This is a genomic window from Qipengyuania vesicularis (assembly GCF_019711415.1).
Taxonomy (GTDB): domain Bacteria; phylum Pseudomonadota; class Alphaproteobacteria; order Sphingomonadales; family Sphingomonadaceae; genus Qipengyuania; species Qipengyuania vesicularis.
On the sequence record NZ_JAIGNJ010000003.1, the window covers coordinates 154,306 to 171,594 of the forward strand.

General features: G+C 61.9%; 15 protein-coding genes. 5 read left to right on the plus strand and 10 right to left on the minus strand.

Annotated features, from left to right (window positions below; genetic code table 11):
* Window positions 1-3: 3 nt before the first annotated feature.
* From K3146_RS09570 to K3146_RS09585, 4 genes are read right to left on the minus strand one after another with little or no spacing between them, the layout of a single operon-like run.
* Window positions 4-780, minus strand: coding sequence for a CpsD/CapB family tyrosine-protein kinase (locus tag K3146_RS09570; RefSeq protein WP_221546071.1), 777 nt, complete (start codon window positions 778-780; stop codon window positions 4-6).
* Window positions 777-2,240, minus strand: coding sequence for a GumC family protein (locus K3146_RS09575; protein ID WP_221546072.1), 1,464 nt, complete (start codon window positions 2,238-2,240; stop codon window positions 777-779). Before K3146_RS09575 ends, K3146_RS09570 begins: the two co-directional genes overlap by 4 nt.
* A gap of 3 nt (window positions 2,241-2,243) precedes the next feature.
* On the minus strand, window positions 2,244-3,455 hold the full coding sequence (locus K3146_RS09580) for a hypothetical protein (protein WP_221546073.1): 1,212 nt from the start codon (window positions 3,453-3,455) through the stop codon (window positions 2,244-2,246).
* A gap of 10 nt (window positions 3,456-3,465) precedes the next feature.
* Entirely contained in the window at window positions 3,466-4,077 is a 612-nt protein-coding gene (locus K3146_RS09585; protein ID WP_247711189.1) for a polysaccharide biosynthesis/export family protein, read from the minus strand.
* Window positions 4,078-4,153: 76 nt separating this feature from the next.
* Between K3146_RS09585 and K3146_RS09590 the strand changes: the two genes are divergently transcribed.
* Window positions 4,154-5,710: a tetratricopeptide repeat protein gene (locus K3146_RS09590; protein ID WP_221546074.1), complete on the plus strand. Its 1,557-nt coding sequence runs from the start codon at window positions 4,154-4,156 to the stop codon at window positions 5,708-5,710.
* A 308-nt stretch (window positions 5,711-6,018) separates the two neighbouring features.
* Complete coding sequence (locus K3146_RS09595; protein ID WP_221546075.1) at window positions 6,019-6,978, plus strand: WecB/TagA/CpsF family glycosyltransferase; 960 nt, start codon at window positions 6,019-6,021, stop codon at window positions 6,976-6,978.
* Here K3146_RS09595 and K3146_RS09600 read toward each other — a convergent pair.
* A complete protein-coding gene (locus tag K3146_RS09600) occupies window positions 6,917-8,110 on the minus strand; it encodes a glycosyltransferase family 2 protein (RefSeq protein WP_221546076.1) in 1,194 nt (397 codons plus the stop codon). The genes K3146_RS09595 and K3146_RS09600 overlap by 62 nt on opposite strands.
* A gap of 95 nt (window positions 8,111-8,205) precedes the next feature.
* On the opposite strand from K3146_RS09600, the gene K3146_RS09605 reads away from it, so the two are divergent.
* The gene (locus tag K3146_RS09605; RefSeq protein WP_221546077.1) at window positions 8,206-9,159 is read left to right on the plus strand and encodes a UDP-glucuronic acid decarboxylase family protein; all 954 of its coding nucleotides are present in this window, start codon (window positions 8,206-8,208) and stop codon (window positions 9,157-9,159) included.
* Here K3146_RS09605 and K3146_RS09610 read toward each other — a convergent pair.
* The 4 genes from K3146_RS09610 to xrtV all read right to left on the minus strand — a co-directional run bounded on the left by K3146_RS09610 (window position 9,156) and on the right by xrtV (window position 12,804).
* Window positions 9,156-10,229, minus strand: a complete 1,074-nt coding sequence (locus tag K3146_RS09610; RefSeq protein WP_221546078.1) for a glycosyltransferase family 4 protein — start codon at window positions 10,227-10,229, stop codon at window positions 9,156-9,158. The genes K3146_RS09605 and K3146_RS09610 overlap by 4 nt on opposite strands.
* A gap of 87 nt (window positions 10,230-10,316) precedes the next feature.
* Window positions 10,317-11,171, minus strand: coding sequence for a hypothetical protein (locus K3146_RS09615; RefSeq protein ID WP_221546079.1), 855 nt, complete (start codon window positions 11,169-11,171; stop codon window positions 10,317-10,319).
* A gap of 21 nt (window positions 11,172-11,192) precedes the next feature.
* Window positions 11,193-11,894 (minus strand): exosortase-associated protein EpsI, V-type, encoded by a 702-nt coding sequence (gene epsI, locus K3146_RS09620; RefSeq protein WP_221546080.1) that lies wholly within the window; start codon window positions 11,892-11,894, stop codon window positions 11,193-11,195.
* Window positions 11,884-12,804 carry an exosortase V gene (gene xrtV / locus K3146_RS09625; RefSeq protein ID WP_221546081.1) on the minus strand — a complete coding sequence of 307 codons (921 nt, stop codon included), beginning with the start codon at window positions 12,802-12,804 and terminating at the stop codon, window positions 11,884-11,886. Before xrtV ends, epsI begins: the two co-directional genes overlap by 11 nt.
* A gap of 194 nt (window positions 12,805-12,998) precedes the next feature.
* Between xrtV and K3146_RS09630 the strand changes: the two genes are divergently transcribed.
* The gene (locus tag K3146_RS09630; protein WP_345724160.1) at window positions 12,999-13,961 is read left to right on the plus strand and encodes a cell wall hydrolase; all 963 of its coding nucleotides are present in this window, start codon (window positions 12,999-13,001) and stop codon (window positions 13,959-13,961) included.
* A gap of 15 nt (window positions 13,962-13,976) precedes the next feature.
* Window positions 13,977-15,029, plus strand: a complete 1,053-nt coding sequence (gene rfbB / locus K3146_RS09635; RefSeq protein WP_221546082.1) for a dTDP-glucose 4,6-dehydratase — start codon at window positions 13,977-13,979, stop codon at window positions 15,027-15,029.
* 8 nt (window positions 15,030-15,037) lie between these two features.
* Here the strand turns inward: rfbB and K3146_RS09640 are convergent, their stop codons facing one another.
* On the minus strand, window positions 15,038-17,179 hold the full coding sequence (locus K3146_RS09640) for a PQQ-dependent dehydrogenase, methanol/ethanol family (protein WP_221546083.1): 2,142 nt from the start codon (window positions 17,177-17,179) through the stop codon (window positions 15,038-15,040).
* Window positions 17,180-17,289 lie beyond the last annotated feature (110 nt).

The following is a 17,289-nucleotide window of genomic DNA, read 5'->3' on the forward strand; positions in this document are numbered from 1 at the left end:
GGCTTACTCGTAGTATCGCGAGTAGGTCGAACTGCCATAAGCGTAGGTGTCGCCGAAACCACCCTCGTAGCGATTGAGGATCGAGCCCAGGCACGGCGCCGGCGCAAGCATCGAAAGCGTGTCGAGGATGTGCCGTTTCGTGGTCTTGGCGTATTCGGCGACCAGCACGTATCCGTCGAGCTTCTCCAAGGCGATCATGGCATCGTCATTTGCGAATGCAGGCGGCAGATCGACGACACAGGTCACATCCGGGCCCAAGCTTCGCAGGCTGGCCATGAATTCCTCGAACCGCGGCCCTGCAAGCAATTCCGCCGATTCCGAACCGATTGCACGCGTGGGCAATACAAAAAGATTGGTTTGGGCGATCCTTACGGCGATGTCCTGCAACGACAGAGACGGATCGGCCAGATAATCTCCGACGCCCTTGCCGACTTCGAGTTTCAGATATTCGGCGACCGACGCGCGCCGCAGGTCAAGATCGACCAGCACCACCGGCTTCTCGGTGACGCGGGCCAGTGAGGATGAAAGGGCAATCGAGAGGAAGCTCTTCCCAACGTCCGGTGTCGCGGAGGTGAGACCAATGATATTGGCTTTCTCTTCCTGCAGCTTCTTGAGCAACTTGCTGCGAAGCAGGGTCAGCGGGCGGGCTTCGCTGCCACGCGAACGCGTGAAGAGGCATCCGGGTCGCTCTCCTGCCGCATAGGAGACCTCGGGGACATCCTGGAACCTCAGGGCCTCGCTCACCGAGGAGAGCGGGAGGTTGAGCGGTTCGCTGTTCATGCTGCTCTCTTCTTCTTGAACCGGGCAAAGAAGCCCGAGGGTTCTTCGTCATTCGATGCCTTGACCTGCGCGCTGGCGATTGTCGGGACCACGCCGAGGGGCGGTGCATCCAGTAGCATCTCGAGGCTTGCCGGATCGCGAATGGGTCGCTGGAAGATCTCGATCAGCAGGCCAAGCCCGAGACCGAGCGCCAATCCGCCTCCGATGCCTACACCAAGGATAAGCAGGCGGTTTGGCCAAGAGGGCGTATCGGGAATGACCGGCGGCTCGACTACGGCGAGGCGTTCGGTCATCTGCTCGTCCTCCGCCTTGACCTCGGCGCGGGCAGCGGAGAGTTGTTCGCTCACCTGCTCATACTGCTGGGCATAGCCTTCGAGGCGACGCTCGAGATTGGTGACCTGTTGCTGGACCATCGGCGCGCGTGCCTGCGCGGAAAGCCTCGCATCGAGCTGGGCCTGTTCGCGCGACTTGGCAGCCTGCAAGGCCGCAATTTGCGAACGGTTGAACTCGATCTGCCGATCGATCGAACCGACGATCAGTTCAGACGGCCCCTTCTCGTCGGATATCCTGCGCGCTTCTTCGAGACGCCGCTTGGCGATCACCACGTCGGGGTGGGTTTCGGAGTAGACCGAACGCACGGCTGCCAGATTGTTCTCCGCCGCAATCACCATCGGATCGCGCGTGTCCGTCTCCGTGGCGGCACGCTTCTGCGCAAGCAGCATCTGGTTGTCGCGCTGCAGCCCGAGGATCTGGACATCGTAATTGGTACCGCCGCCCGAGATGATCATGCCGCCCGAAGAGAGGCTGAGACCGTCGCGGGCCTTCACCAGGGCGATCTCATTCTCGATCTCGCGAATGCTTTCCTCAAGCTGGTTCGCCCGGTCGGCGAGGAAGTCGACCGTATTGGTCGCCTGTTCGACATTCCCGCGCGCATCGAGCTGGAGAATCCGTTCCATCAGGTCCTGCGCAACAGCCTGCGAAGTCGCCGGCTCACCATAGGTGAAGGCCAAAGAGAAGGCGATCGTCTGCGCATCGCGGCTGCTTCCGCCACTTGCCGTGGTCGGAGTAATGTCGATCGAATCGCGCATGTCGGAAAGGATTTGGGACAGCGGATCGCTTCCGCGCCGCTCGCCATAAAGGCTATGCCGCTCTATCATGGCAATCAGGTCGGGACGGCTGGTGATCTGCTGCCGGATACGAGCGATACGCCGGTCGATGATATCGTTCTGGTCGAGCCCGAGCACACCTTCAGGAAGCTGCGGCGCTTCCACCAGCATGATCGCCTGCGAGGTATACTTCTCGGGGATCAGGAACACTGCGAGCAGAGCCGCGATGGTTCCAAGCACGGAAGGCATGATGATCCACCATTTCCGATGCCACAGGATATTGGGGATCTGGGCAATCAGATTGCCGCCAGACCCGCTTTCGGTATCGTCATATCCTTCCGAAGGGTATTCCATAACTTACCTTCCGAGCCTTAGCCTCAGGCCCGCTTCGACCTGGTAGTTTGCTTCGCGATCCAGCGTATCGTCGAGGATCTTGCTGAACGAGGGAGCAAGGTAGAGATCGAGATTGCTACTGACCTCGCGCGAATAACGCGCACTGAGGCCCACGAATTCAGAACCCCGCAGCGTGGTCGGATCGATGAGATCGATCTCGCTGTCGACCTTGCTGTATCGTGCGTTGAAGCTGAACGTGTCGCGACCTTCGGGGGCGGTTACCCATCCGAAGCTTGCATTGGTCACCGTGCTGGCGCCGCCCAGAAGTGTGGGTTCAAGGCTTCGGCCACCGGACGCACACAGCCTCCCGTTGAGGACGCGCTCGCAAAGCTGCGCATTTGCAAGGAAGGTCGTGCGCGAACCGTCGATCCCGTCGGGTACATCCGTATCCGAAATCCCGACACCGCCGTTTATGCTGAACGAGCCTGTCTCGCTCAGGTCGAATTCGACCCCGAGGAATCCGTTTCCGTAGACGCTGTCTCCGAACTCGCGCTCGTCATAATCGCTAAGGCCACCGCCCACCGAGACGACCAGGCGCGAACGCGGTCCGAGCTGCTGGGAGTAGCTCATGTTGGCGCCGTGGGTGCGGTAATCCTCCAATTCGCCACCAGCCCAATTGTAGGTGCTGTCCATGCCTAGGGAGAGCGACTGGGTCGGCGAGAGCGCTTGGCTGATTCCGCCCGAGATGCCCGCCGAGGTACGGCGGGAGAAGCGATCCCCGAAGGTAGGGTCTACCTCGAAGGTCGGCGGAACGACCTCGGGATCTTCCAGGGCTAGGCCGTCGCCCAGCAGGAAGTCGCGCAGGGTCCGTCGGCTCGAACGGAAACTGGCCGCGCCATAAATGCTGGTATTCTCATCGAGGCGACTGTTCGCTGCGAGCTGCGCCGAGCCGGAGAGATCCGATTCATCGTCGCCGATCCATTGATCGTAGCGCACCGCACCGCGCAGGCTGAGAGTCGAGCGCTGGTCGCTCCACTGGAATGCAGGTGCGACTTCGATGCTCGCGGCGACGCCATCCGTATCGTCCCCAGCTTCCGAAAAGGCATTGGACGCGTAGGTGGTCGAAGCAGAGATATCGACCGTCGACGAATCCTGTGCATTCGCCATCGTCGGTGCAGCTGCGGCTGCCATTGCCGTTGCAAGAACGGCGGTGCTGATCCCGTTAGTCTGTTTCATGCGCCTCCCCCTATGGCACGATGATCGTATCGCCGGGTTCGATCGCGAGAATGTTAGCCCGCTCGATATCCCGCTGGCTGACCCGCGATTTGAACAGGCGCGCCAGGCTGGCCTTGATCGGAACCAGCGTATTGTTGCGCTTGCGCAATATCAGAACATCATCGAGATCGGCAAATTCGCTGGGCCCACCTGCAAAGGCGAGCGCCTCAAGCACGTTCACCGGACGCCCCGGCTGGAAAGTTCCCGGCGCATTGACCCGGCCCATGACCGAAAACTGCAGCCCCGCGGTCGCCACCACCGAGACAGTGACGCGTGGCACTTCGCCGCGATATTCGGGACGCAGTGCTTCGGTGATGGAAGTCTCGATCTCGCTCAACGAAAGGCCGGCAGCATCGACCTGTCCGACCAGGGGGAAGGCCAGCGTGCCATCGGGCAGCACGGAAACGGTGCGTTGCAACCGCTCTTCGCCCCAGACGTAGACTTCGATCTGGTCCCCGGGCAGGACCCGGTAATTCGAATTGTCGCTCGCGAGGGCGGCCGTCTCTTGCGCTTGGACGACACCCATCGGCGCCAGGACCGCACAGGCGAGGAGGATTGCAAGGCCTTTAGAATTTTTCTTCATTTTCTGCCCTATATGCGGCTCGATTTGCTTGGAAAGGCCACGTATAACCGCGATGATGCTGCCACGACACGGAAAATTGAAATTTGTATCATTCTGGGCAGTCGTGATCGGAATCATAGGCGCGGCCACTGCCTGGTACCTCTATTCCAACAGCACTACGCGAGCCGCCCAATTCGCCGGTGAAGCCGAAAGCTACCGGCAGGCCGGCAATTTTCCCGCAGCGCAGGCATCGATCATGAAGGCGATCGCCATTCGCGACGATATAACCGCCTTCCACATCATGAAGGGGCGGATCAGCTTCCAGTCGGGCTCCACCGCTTCGGCCTTCGGGGCCTATTCAGATGCGCTGGCGCTTGCCCCCAACAACCAGGAGGCCTTGCTTGCCGTAGCGCAGATCGGACTGCAGATCGGCCGTTTGCGACAGTCGCGCGATGCCACCCGTCGCCTCCTGATGACAAATCCCAACTTCACCGAGGCGCTGCTCGTCAGGGGACTGCATAGCCAGATCAGGCGGCGCTACGGAGAGGCGATCGAAGACGCGGAGAAAATCCTCGAGAACAACCCGCGGCACGAAGGCGGTACGATCCTCAAGGTCCGCGCGAGCATCCTTTCCGGAAAACGCGAGGAAGGCCGGGAAATCCTGGAAGAGTTCGTTGCCAACAACCCCAGCACCACCACGCTCGCGGCGACCGAGCTCGAAGTCTATCGCGAATTGCGCGACGAGGCGGGCATGGCTCGCGCCTTCGAAAAGATGCGCGGCTTCCTTCCGGACAATGTGCCGCTGCGCATCGATCACGCGAATTTCCTGCTGAAGACCGGCAAGTCCGATGAGGCCCTCGAGATACTCTCGACCGATCTTGCAAAGCCCGAATTGCGGTCGCGCGAACTGACCAGCATTATCCAGCTGATCGAAAACTACGCGGTCGAAGAGCGCCTGCTGCCCCATATCGATCTGATCGAGGCCGAAGGGAATGAAGATGCGCGCTTCGAAGTCGCCAAGCTGCTGGTCGAAGGGGGACAGGAACAGGCCGCCGTCAGGCTTACGAGGAACCTTCCGCCCAACCAAGTGGTGGCCATCCGCTCGCTGATCGCCGCGGAGAACGAGCAGTATCAGAAGGCCCTGCAGTTATCCGAGATGGTGCTGGAGGAAGACGGCTCCAACTGCTTCCTCCTCTACGTTCGCGCGCGCGCCGAGATCGGCCTGGGGCAATTGCGGCCTGCGATCCGCTCCGCCCAGCAGTCGGCGTCGGAATGCCCTACACTCCGATACAGCTGGATAACCCTTGGACGCGCCTATGACGGTCTCGAAATGCCCGAACAGGTCGAGCGCGCCTTCGCGCAAGGAACGTCGGCCAACCCGCAAGATCCGCCGATTGCCCGGGCCTATGCCGAATGGCTGGAAGAAAACGGTCGCGACCGCGAAGCTGTCGCTGCCTATCGCCGGCTCGTTCGCGCGATGCCGGCACATACGCCCTCGTGGGAAGCCTATCTCGCCATCTGCGAGGAAAAGGATGCCGGCTGCGACAACATAGCCCGGCAAGGCCTTGCAAACTCCAAGACCATCTTCGGAATCGACCCGGTCCCGGGCGAGCGCGCGCCGAACGGGCTCTTCGGTCGCTTCCTGATCCGCTGAGGCGATCGACCCGGTTGCGCACCGGACAACACCAACCCCCTGATCGTTAACGCAATCGGCGCTTTCCAAAACCCTTGCGCTCGCCTATGGTTAACCTCACGGCAACCTGTCCCATTTTGGAATATCACCTAGGTTGCCCTTGGAAAAAGGTCAGGAATTGCCGAAAGTTGCACTGCACAACGGCTCTAACCTGAAGACAAAGGGCGCCTTGGAAAACAAACCATCCAGGGACGGCTTGAATAAGTAGTCGCAACACATTGGGAGCAGAATTTCGACTGCTGTAGAAATACAGCATTTGGGGGTATCGAATGAACGAAGTAAGCGCCAAGTTTGATACTGCCGCGACTTCTCGTCGTGAGATCGGTTTCGCCGAAGTTTCTCTTCCCGCGCCCGATTCAAGCCTGTTCTTTAAGGGTAATCCTCCGAAATTCGGCGACGTCTTCGTAGAACGCCGCACGCATCCGCGCCCCCTGCCCTGCGAATTTCCGCGTCAGGAATTCATCGGCCAGTCGTTTCATCTGACGACACTTCCGGAGCTTCTGGATGAACTGGTGGCGCGAATCGGTGCAACTCCGTTCAGTTATCTGGTCACTCCGAATGTCGACCACCTCGTCACCCTGACGCAGGAAAGCGACGACAAGGACCTGCAGCTTGCCTATCGCGCCGCCAATTTCATGATCAACGACAGCCGTGTCCTGTCGATGATGGCGCGGCTTTCCAATCTCGATATTCCTGCCGTTCCGGGCAGCGACATCACCCGCAAGCTGATCGCACGCTTTCCCGAAGGCACCTCGATCGCCGTCGTAGGCGGGGACGAGCACGTGCACCGCGAGCTGGAAGCCAGCTATCCGCAGTTCAACTGGGTGTTCTACATGCCGCCCATGGGCGTGCGCCGCTCGGTCTCGCACCAGGAAGGCATTGTCGACTTCGTCTGCCGCACGGGTGCAGACGTTACGTTTCTCGCCATCGGCGCGCCGCAGAGCGAGTTGGTCTGCCACAAGATCGCCAAGACGGGTAAGGCCCGCGGCCTCGCCCTGTGCATCGGTGCCTCGCTCGAATTCGTAACCGGCAAGAAGAAGCGCGCGCCGCTCTGGGTGCAGAAGGCAGGTCTCGAGTGGGCGTTCCGCCTGCTGAGCGAGCCGCATCGCCTGGCTCACCGTTACCTGGTCAAGGGCCCGACCATTTTCTTCGCCTGGGCCCGCTGGCTCAAGGCTCGTCGGGCCGAACGTCGCGCGGTGTCCGGTTCCACCCAAGCTGCCGGGCAGTAACGAACCGCAGGTAGATCGGGATTTTCCAGAGCAAGTAGAAGGGCAGCAGCGCCAATGCGCGCGCGCTGAGATAGCGATGTCCGCCCGCCAGCCAGGCGAACGCGATCGAGGCCACTGCCAGGACCAATGCAGTGGCAAGCGCAGTCACAGGCAGCATGGACGCTCCCGCAGCGAACAGCCCTGAAATCACTGCAAGGGCGACCAACGCTACTACCACCAACAGTGCCAGCGGCGGGATCAGCATATGCATCCCGAGCGCAGCCAAGGACCGCTTGAATCCGGCAAGCCCGCGCAGCAGCGAAGGCAGCGCGAATTTCAGTGCATGCGCCATAAAGCCGTGCTCCCACCGGCTCCGCTGCCCCACCGTCGCCGAAGCCGTCGCCGCCCGGCTGAACACCTTCGCTTGTTCGGCAAGGCCGATCCGATGCCCCTCGCGGATCATACGGATGGCAAGGCCCAAGTCTTCGACCGCCTCCCCGCTCGCCAGCTCTAGGTCTTTGAAGATGCGCCAGGGGAAGCCCATCCCCGTGCCGAACAGCATCGCCGTGCCGCCGATCCGACGCATGCCGCGGACGCGGAAGAGGTTCTTCACCAACATCGCGAAATTGGAGATCTGGACCATCGCGGGTGCGGATTTGTCTGGCTCGAACAGATTGCTCGCCTGGACGGCCCCTCCTTGGCTTTCGACCGCCGCGATCATAGCCGCATCGCTGCCGGGTTCGATACGGCAGTCGGCATCGAGCACCATCACCACACGCGGCTCGCGCCTGCGCAAGTGATCGCGCCCGAAGGCCAGCGCATAGCCCTTGCCGCGCCGCTCTTCGTCATGGCGCTCGACCACTTCGGCGCCGGCCTCGCGGGCGATCTCTGCGGTCCTGTCGCTGCAATTGTCCGCGACGACCAGCATGTGCGCCAAGGGTGCTGCCTCCTGCAGGCCGCGAAGTGTCGCGCCGATAACCTCTTCTTCGTTATGCGCCGGTATGAGGATGGTTATGTCCTCATGTGGCGCACCCTTGTCAGACGGCTTGCGACCAGGTGCCAGCCCGATCAGGATTTCGAGCGAGAAGTAGCAAAGCATCAGCCCGATCGGCGCAGCCAGAAGCCAGGAAAGCAGCGAAAGAATTGTCGGCATGGGCTTTTTTTAACGCCTTCTCACGCTATTGAAACACCTTACCGGGTGCGCTGCGCGCTCGGCACCGGGATTACGGAACAGGGGCTGCTGACCAGATGTCACGCAATTATTTCTCGCGCAAACGCTACCTCGTCACCGGAGGTGCGGGCTTTGTCGGGTCGCACCTGATCGACCGCCTTCTGGAGGAGGGCCACGAGGTCCTGTGCGTGGACAATCTGTTCACCGGCTCGAAGGAGAACATTGCGCACCACCTCGGCAATCCGCGCTTCGAATTCATGCGGCACGACATCTGCTTCCCGCTCTTCGTCGAAGTCGATGCGATCTATAACCTCGCCTGCCCGGCCTCTCCGATCCATTACCAGTACGATCCGGTCCAGACGCTGAAGGTCTCGGTGGTCGGATCGATCAACATGCTCGGCCTTGCAAAGCGGCTGCGCTGCCCGATCCTCCAGGCCTCCACCAGCGAAGTCTATGGCGACCCCAAGGTCCACCCGCAGACCGAGGATTACTGGGGCAACGTCAACCCGATCGGGCTGCGTTCCTGCTATGACGAGGGCAAGCGCTGTGCCGAAACGCTGTTCTCCGACTATCGCCGCCAGCACGAACTCAACACCAAGCTGGCGCGCATCTTCAATACCTATGGCCCGCGCATGCATCCCGCCGACGGCCGCGTTGTTTCCAATTTCGCGATGCAGGCGCTGCGGGGCGATGACATAACGATCTATGGCGATGGCTCGCAGACGCGCAGTTTCTGCTATGTCGCCGACCTTGTCGATGGCCTCATGCGCCTGATGGAGAGCCCGCCCGAATTCGCCGGCCCGGTAAATCTCGGCAACCCGGTCGAATTCACCATTGCCGAACTGGGCGAACTGATGATCGAGATGACGGGCTCGAAATCGAAGCTCATCTACGAACCGCTGCCTTCGGACGATCCCACGCAGCGCAAGCCGGATATCACCTTGGCGAAGGACAAGCTGTGCTGGGAGCCGACGGTTGCACTGCGCGACGGGTTGGAAAAGACGATCCCCTTCTTCCGGGGCCTCCTCTAACGCCCAGCCAGTGTTTCGGCGATGAAGGCGCCGTATTGCTGCGCGATCGCGGGCCAGCCAAAGCGCTCGAGGTTGGAATTGAGCGGGCGCTCACCGGCGGACAGTGCTTCCCGGATACTCGCCACGAGGCGTGGGCGATCTTCGGTATCGCAGAGGAATTCCTCGTCGCCGACGATCCAGCGCAATCGCTCGGTATCGTGCCCGACCACCGGCAAGCCGCAGGCCATCGCCTCGACGAAGACGTTGCCGAAGGATTCGAACAGCGACATGTGCAGGAATACGTCCGCCGCATTGTAGAGCTTCGGCATTTCGCCCGCCGTCAGCGTGAGCCGCTTGAACCGGCCCGGCAGGAGCCTGTCGGCCAGCGCCTGGACCTCGTCCCTTAGCGGACCGTCACCGGCAACCACGAGGAACGCGTCGTCGATTTCCGCCATGGCGCGAACGGCGGCCTCTACCCGTTTCGTCGGGATGAAGGCGCTGACCATCAGGACGATCTTCTTGTCCTGTGGCAATCCGAACTGCGCGCGGTCGCTATCGAAGGGGCGGAAGCGGGCCAGATCTGCGCCATTGGGGATGAGCGCACAATTCCAGCGTTCGCGATTGGTGGCGTAATAGTCGGGGTTGATGCAGACCAGGCCGTCGCAATCGAAGAAGCGATATTCGCTCTTGTCCGATACGGCGGGCCATTCCCCGTTCTGGGTCACGAAGATATGTGCGGGCGCCTTCTTGCCGCCACGCCGGAGCGCCCAGTGCGTAAAGGGGAAGGAACAGGTCACCGTCGCATCGAACGACCTTACATCGACCTTTCGCATAAGGTTGGCGGCAAAGGTTGCGTCTTCCCATGCAGTCTCGCTGCGAAAAGGCGGGAAGGTAGGGAAGCGTTCAAATGTCTCGCGCGAAATCGAGGGTACGCGGGTGAAACGATAGGATGCATCGCTGCTTTCATCGCCCGATCCCGCAACCGTCACCTCTTCTCCCGCCTTGGCCAGTTGTTCGGCCACGGAGAGGAGGGCGACTTCTGCGCCGCGGTGGTATTTATGAAAGCCCGGGAGGGCGAATAGGATCTTCATCGATTGTCCGTTGACCCGGTCCGGCTCCTCGTCCAGCTCAAACCGGATCCCGCGCCGTCAGGGCGCAGAATCCGGCTATAGGGTGTGCTATTCGGTTGCTGTGACGCTTCCCGCGCCCGTCGGGTTCTCAAGCGCCGAGAAACCGTCGCCATACTTGATCTCGGTAGCGGCACGCGCGCCGTCGAGACGCGATTTCAGAAGGTCGCCCAAGGCTTCGCGCTGGATCGCTTCGGCGACGAGCGGCTCGACACCCGCGCTGTCGCGGCTGGCAGCACGCTCTCCGGTAACGACTGCGACTGTAACGACGCGCGGCCCTGGCAGGACAAAGGGTTCGCCATCGGGCAGAGCCTCGATCTGCCGCAGTCGCTCGGCGCCCAGCATGGTGCTGTCGATCTCGGTATTCTCGCGCCGATAGTCGATTGCCAGCGAGTTCAGCGTCTGGGCAACTTCATCCATCGACTGGTCGTCTTCGAGTTCCGCCAGCTTGTCCTGGTTGCCGGCGAGCGGGAACTGTATCTGGTCGACCTGGAGAAACTTGCGTCCTTCGAATGCTTCACGCCTCTCCGCGACATATTGCTCGATATCCGCCTCGGTCGGTACGCTGACCCCGCGGCGGAGCTTTTCGGACAGCAGGCGGATCAGGAGGCCGTCGATCAGCTGGCTTTGCTGGACGAAGAATTCCGGGGTCTGGTCAAGGCCTTCCTCGCGAGCGACCTTGGCCAGCAAGCGGCGCTCGATCACGCGGTTGAGCGCGATATTGCGCGCCGCGTCTTCGTCGGTCCCGACAGGCAGCTGCAGTGCCGCCAATTCCCCGTTGATTTGCTGGAGAGTGATCTCCTCGTCGCCGACAACGGCAGCTACCTGCCCGGTCGGCTCCTTCTCGCAAGCCGTCAAAGCCAGCGCCGCAGCCCCGACCATCATTCCGCGCCAAAACTTGCTCACAGTGCTCTCCTCCATGAATTTCTATACGTTGACCATCAGCTTGCGCAGGGGCTCTGCGGAGGCTTCGAAGAAGCCGCTGGCAAAGTCCTGCAGCGATGCGAAGGCCCTGTTCTCGTCGGGATCGATGCTCGACAGGCGTACCATCATGCCGTCAGGTATGACACCGCGCAGATTGGCCCGTATCACCGACAGTTTCTGTTCGGTCCATGTGCGCGGGAATTCCTTCCCTACGCGAGTGAAGTATTCGATGTGCTCGACGCGGCCGCGACCGACCGCGGTGAAGCGCGACGCGGGAACCTTCTCGCCGCCCATGGCAAGGGTCGTTTCCTTGCCGTCGGACAATTCGAAGCCGCCCACAGGGTAGCAGACCTCGGGCCGGTGCACCTGGATCATGCCATCCTGGATATTGTTGTAGACCATCGACAGCATGATCACCTGGCGGTCCTGGACATAGGTGCGTGTCACGAGGTTGTCGTAGAGCCGGCCGGACAGCGAATCCGGGGTCGGAAGCACGACATCGCCCATGCCGGTATCGCGCCAGTTCCCGACATTGTTCGGGACCCAGCTTACGAAGGAGTCCTGATCGATAACGGGATTGTTCGCCTCGGGCATACGGGAGTAGGCGAAGGCAGACGCGCCAACGAGGACACCCCCCATCAGAGCCTGTCGCCGTGTGATCCGCACCCCGTTCATGCGAGTATCCGTATCTCCATCACGCGTCACGATCGCTCTCCCCTTCCAGCTTCGCAGCGCGCCGCCTCGCCCAGCGCGGGTGGAGGAATTCGTCGAGCAGGTAGATCGACACCAGCGAGAGTGCGAACATGAACAGCCCGGCGAAATTATGCATGAAACCCTGCCCCACGGCCTCCCCGAAATGGTAGGTAAGCAGGATAAGGATCAATACGCGAATGAAGTTCGCGAACATCGCAACCGGCAGCACGAACAGGGCGAGCATCAGGAAGTAGGCGGGTTCCGCCTTGTGCCGCACATAGATGTAGAACAGGGCGATCGCGGATAGCGAAATGATCGTGTTCAGACCGGCACAGGCTGCCGCAACCAGCAGCTGGTACTGCCCGATATTGATTGTCACCCCGATGCCGCCGATCGGATAGCCGACCAGCTGCAGGAACCACACGGCGGCCTGCGAGATCCACATCTTCAGCGGAAGCGTGATTGCCGCGACGACGGTTTCGGGCGGCGGGAATACGAAGACCAGGTAAAGCAGCGGGAACCACAGGCGCTTGATGCCTTCGATCCCCACAATGCTGAGCAGGACCGCGATCAGGCAGGCGTACATAACGTAGCCTTCGATCTCGACGATGCCGGTGATCCTGGCGAACAGGAACAATGGGACAAATATCGCCAGGAGACCCCACGGCACGACGGCAGGTGCCGCCGCAAAGACCTCGCGCTCATTCTTCCAGGTGTCGTAGAGAAGCCAGAGCCCGGTCGCCAGGATGATGGGTGCATGCGCGCCGGTTTCGCCGGTCCAGGTCTCGCTCACCACGAAATACATGGTCGGAGCGGCAAATATCACCAATGCCGCCACGAGGATCACTGCCAGGGGATCGCGCCAGAATGCGCCGGGCGAGCCGCCCGATCTCTGCTCGGTATCTTCCACTAGAGTTGCCATGTTCGGTCTATTTCATCGCCCTCGACGCAAGAGGCATATCCACGTCTACTTGCGGAAATCCTATTGCTTCGCCCGTCCCAGGCAAGGGTGATCGCCAGTCTGTCCAGCTTTGATACCCGCCCGAGATCCCGAAAACGTTATATTGCGTAAAACACAAAAGGTAAGCATCAATTACCACCATGGGAAAACTGGGCGTGACCAAGCGTGCAATGCCGCCGGCAGCGAGGATGGCGTTTCTTTGCGTCCTGCTCCTCCTGGCCGGTGCCGCCCTGGCTATGGTCCTGCTGAACACAAGAGGGCCGACAGCGCGGGTCGAGATACCCACCACGCCCGAAGTGCCCACGCAGCAACTGCGCGCGGCGGCCGAAGACGATGAATTGCTCGAACTGACCGCCGACACGGCAATGGCGGAAAACGAACGGATCCCCTTCTCCAGCGATCCGATCGAGGCGGCTGTGCCGCTGCATCTCGAAAGCTTCGTGTCCAATCCGCTGTTTCGCAAGCGCGCAGTCGATTGCCTGACGTCGGCCGTCTATTACGAGGCCGGCTTCCAGTCCGACCAAGAGCGCCGTGCGGTCGCACAGGTTGTCCTGAACCGGGTCCGCCACCCAGCCTATCCCGCCTCCGTCTGCGAAGTCGTCTACGAGGGTTCGGCCCGCCGGACGGGATGCCAGTTCACCTTCACCTGCGACGGAAGCGAGGCACGCAGCCCGCAGCGCTGGGCGTGGGACGAAGCGCGCCAGATTGCCCAGGCCGCCCTGTCCGGGTCCGTCGAACCTTCGGTCGGAATGGCCACGCATTACCATGCCGAATACGTCGTTCCCAAGTGGGCCTTCAACCTCACCAAGATCAAGCGGGTAGGGATGCATTACTTCTACCGCTTCCCCGGCTCCTGGGGGCGACGGGCCGCCTATCGCCAGCAGCCGATGGCGGATGAACTGGCAGAACTTGCAGAGACCGACGCCCTGATCGAAGAGATCGCCCCGTCCGGGGCAGAGACTGCGATCGTCCCAAGCCCGTTGTTCGAAGACGATCGTGCCACGGGTCCGCTGGTGGACTCGGGTCCGGCAGGACCGGAGTTGCAACCCTCGATCCTGCGCGCCGACGAGCGTGCCGGAACGCTCATCGAGCCCAATGCAGGCACGCTCGGGAACTAGGGCGAGCTAGTCCTGATGGCCAACCTGCTCATCACCGGCGGTGCAGGCTTCATCGGCGGAAACTTCGTCCACTATTGGTCCCCACGCCATCCGGCCGATCGCCTGGTCGTTCTCGACGCACTGACCTACGCGGGCAATGCTTCGACCATTGCAGGCGTCGAGCAAGCCGAGCTGGTTGTGGGCGACATTCGCGATACCGGCCTCGTCGAGCGCCTCCTGCGCGACCATGCGATCCAGACGATCGTCCACTTCGCCGCAGAAACCCATGTCGACCGGTCCATCGCCGGGCCGGATGCGTTCATCGAGACCAATGTCGTCGGCACCCACAGCCTGCTCAAGGCTGCAAGGGCCGTGTGGCTCGACGAAGGCAGCGGAAGTCCACACCGGTTCCACCATATCTCGACTGACGAGGTCTATGGTTCGCTAGGGGCCAATGATCCGCCTTTCGGTGAGAATTCACCGCTGGCACCGAACTCGCCGTATGCCGCGTCGAAGGCAGCCTCCGACCACCTCGTGCGCGCCTATCATCGGACCTATGGTCTCGAGGTCACGACCAGCCGTTGCTCGAACAATTTCGGCCCGTTCCAATATCCCGAAAAGCTGGTTCCGCTGACACTGCTCTGCGCGCTGCAGGGCAGGGAAATCCCGATCTATGGTGACGGGCTCAACCGGCGCGACTGGCTCCACGTCGAAGATCACTGCCGCGGGATCGAGCTTTGTCTCGACAAGGGCGCTGTCGGCGAGAGCTACAATCTGGGCGGTGGCACCGAACTGCCCAACGTGGAGATCGTCGAGGCGATTTGCGCCCATATCGACCGGATGTTCTACGAGCGCCCTGAGCTGGCAGAGCGCTACCCTGCATGTCCCGCAGCACATGGAGGCAAAACCGGTCGGCTGGTGACCTTCGTCGAGGATCGTCCGGGTCATGACCGCCGCTATTCGGTCGACGACAACAAGGCCCGCAGAGAGCTCGGCTATTCGCCGCGCCGCGAGTTCATGCAGTCGCTCCCCGAGACCATCGACTGGTACCTCGCCAATGAGAAATGGTGGCGCGTCCCGACGACCTAGGCGCTCGTTCAGTTCACCCCGGCAGCCTTGTCCTCATTCGCGCGCGCGATGATGTACTCGCGGATAGCGTCCATCTCTTCCTTGGTCAGCGACCCGGCGAAGCTCGCCATGCCGTTGTCCTTGAGGATGCCGTCGTGGACTACCGCCAGGAACGCCGTCTTGTTGCTCAGCGTCCCGCTGCGGCGAAGATCGGGCAGGTAGTCGGTGCCGACCGCAGCAGGGGCGTGGCAGACTGCGCAGTAGCGGGCATACTTGGTGCTCCCGAGGGAAATGGTCGCCGCGCTCGCCCGGCTGGGAGGCGGGTCGAGCGGCAGCTTCGCCAGCGCAGGTATCTCGGGCAGTTGCCCGTTCCCCCCGAGCTTGAATACCAGCAGGCGGCTGATGTTGCGAACCGGCCGCGCATCGTCGATCAACCTGCCGTCTGTGATGAGCGCAAAGGCCCCGCCCCATCCTGCGAGGACTGCGACATATTGTTCGCCTCCTACGCTGTAGGTGATGGGGGGAGCGACGATGCCGGTCTGCGCGTCGAAACTCCAGAGCTTGTCGCCGTTCGAGGCGCGATAGGCCGCGAACTCGCTCGAGGCGTTGCCCTGGAACACGAGACCACCGCCGGTGGCGAGGATGCCGCCGTTCCAAGGGCCGGGATGCTCCACTTCCCAGCGCGCTCTCTGCGCAACCGGGTCCCAGGCGAGCAGCTTGCCGCGTACCGTGCCGTAAAGCTGCCGCCTGATGCCCAGATCGGCAGGCAGATTGCTGGCAGCAACGTCGAAACCGATGTTGATCCCCCTTTGCGGATCGGGCTTCCAGTCGGCTTCGGGTGCGTAGACCGATGCGGCTTCGAAGGCCGGGATATAGACCAGGTTTTCGCCCGGGTGGTAGGCCATGGGATGCCAGTTGTGGCCGCCCAGCGGACTGGGCAGGATCATCGCCGGCTCGCCCGTCACATCGATCCGCGCCTCGAGGTTCTCGATCGGGCGACCGTTCTCATCGATTCCCTCCGCCCAGGTTTGCGGGATATATTGTTCGGCGCTGATGAACTCGCCGGTCGCGCGGTCGAGGACATAGAAGAACCCGTTCTTGGGGGCCTGCACCAGGACTTTGCGCGCAGCACCCTCGATTTCCATATCGGCGAGGATGATGTGCTGGGTCGCGGTGTAGTCCCAGGTCTCGCCTGGCGTGGTCTGGTAATGCCAGACATATTCACCCGTGTCGGGGCGGACCGCGACGATTGAGGACAGGTAGAGGTTATCGCCCATGCCCTTCCCGTCGGGCCCGGGGCTGCGATAGGCGCGGTTCCAGGGCGAGCCATTGCCCACCCCGAAATAGAGCAGGTCGAGCTCAGGATCGTAAGCCATCGAATCCCACACGGTGCCGCCACCGCCGATGCCGCTTTCACTGCCGAGGACATCGCCATGCCAGGTCTCAGCGGCGCGCTGGAGATAGGCGGGCGAGCTGTCATCCTCGTCGCCGGCAGGCACGGTATAGAAGCGCCACAACTCCTCCCCATTGCTCGCGTCATAGGCGGCGAGATAGCCCCGCACCCCGAACTCCGCGCCCCCGCTGCCGATGAAGACCTTGCCATCGATCACACGCGGCGCACCGGTGATGGTATAGTTCTCGGACTGGTCGAAAGTGACGGTTTCCCACTCGACGGCACCTGTCTCGCGATCGAGCGCGATCAGCCTTCCGTCGAGCGTGCCGAAGAACAGGCTATCGCCCCATGCGGCTAGCCCGCGATTGACCACGTCGCAGCAGGCCTTGACCCCCGTTTCGCCGGGAACTTCGGGATCGAATTCCCACAGCAGTTCGCCGGATACGGCATCATAGGCCTTCACCTTGCTCCATGCGGTAGTGAGGTAGAGCTTGCCGTCGATGACCAGCGGCGTCGCTTCCTGGCCGCGCGCCGTATCCATGTCGGCGAACCAAGCGAGGCCCAGATCGCCCACGTTGAGCTCGTTGACCAGTTCGAGAGGCGAAAAGCGCTGTTCGGAATAGGTCCGGCCATGCGTAATCCAGTTGGCATCGTCAGCATCAGCGTTGCGCAAAGTCTCGCCGTCGATCCCGCCCGCTTCGCGTTGCCCGCAGGCCGTCAAGGCGAGACAAGCCGCAAGCAGCATTCCACCGAAATTCAGATTGCCCACTGGCCGCATCGCGTGTCTCCCCTTGGCGCGCCTGATAGCGCGCTCCCGCCCCTAATCTCCTTCTCCGATGATAGCGGGAGATCAAGCGCGCCGACAACCTGCAATGCTTGCAACCTAGT

Bases quoted from the DNA above. Each gene is read 5' to 3' on its own strand.
- K3146_RS09600 (WP_221546076.1), bottom strand. From the start codon at position 8,110: ATGCCGACAATTCTTTCGCTGCTTTCCTGGCTTCTGGCTGCGCCGATC.
- K3146_RS09580 (WP_221546073.1), bottom strand. From the start codon at position 3,455: ATGAAACAGACTAACGGGATCAGCACCGCCGTTCTTGCAACGGCAATG.
- rfbB (WP_221546082.1), top strand. From the start codon at position 13,977: ATGGCCAACCTGCTCATCACCGGCGGTGCAGGCTTCATCGGCGGAAAC.
- K3146_RS09605 (WP_221546077.1), top strand. From the start codon at position 8,206: ATGTCACGCAATTATTTCTCGCGCAAACGCTACCTCGTCACCGGAGGT.
- K3146_RS09570 (WP_221546071.1), bottom strand. From the start codon at position 780: ATGAACAGCGAACCGCTCAACCTCCCGCTCTCCTCGGTGAGCGAGGCC.
- K3146_RS09575 (WP_221546072.1), bottom strand. From the start codon at position 2,240: ATGGAATACCCTTCGGAAGGATATGACGATACCGAAAGCGGGTCTGGC.
- K3146_RS09595 (WP_221546075.1), top strand. From the start codon at position 6,019: ATGAACGAAGTAAGCGCCAAGTTTGATACTGCCGCGACTTCTCGTCGT.
- K3146_RS09585 (WP_247711189.1), bottom strand. From the start codon at position 4,077: ATGAAGAAAAATTCTAAAGGCCTTGCAATCCTCCTCGCCTGTGCGGTC.
- xrtV (WP_221546081.1), bottom strand. From the start codon at position 12,804: ATGGCAACTCTAGTGGAAGATACCGAGCAGAGATCGGGCGGCTCGCCC.
- K3146_RS09640 (WP_221546083.1), bottom strand. From the start codon at position 17,179: ATGCGGCCAGTGGGCAATCTGAATTTCGGTGGAATGCTGCTTGCGGCT.
- K3146_RS09610 (WP_221546078.1), bottom strand. From the start codon at position 10,229: ATGAAGATCCTATTCGCCCTCCCGGGCTTTCATAAATACCACCGCGGC.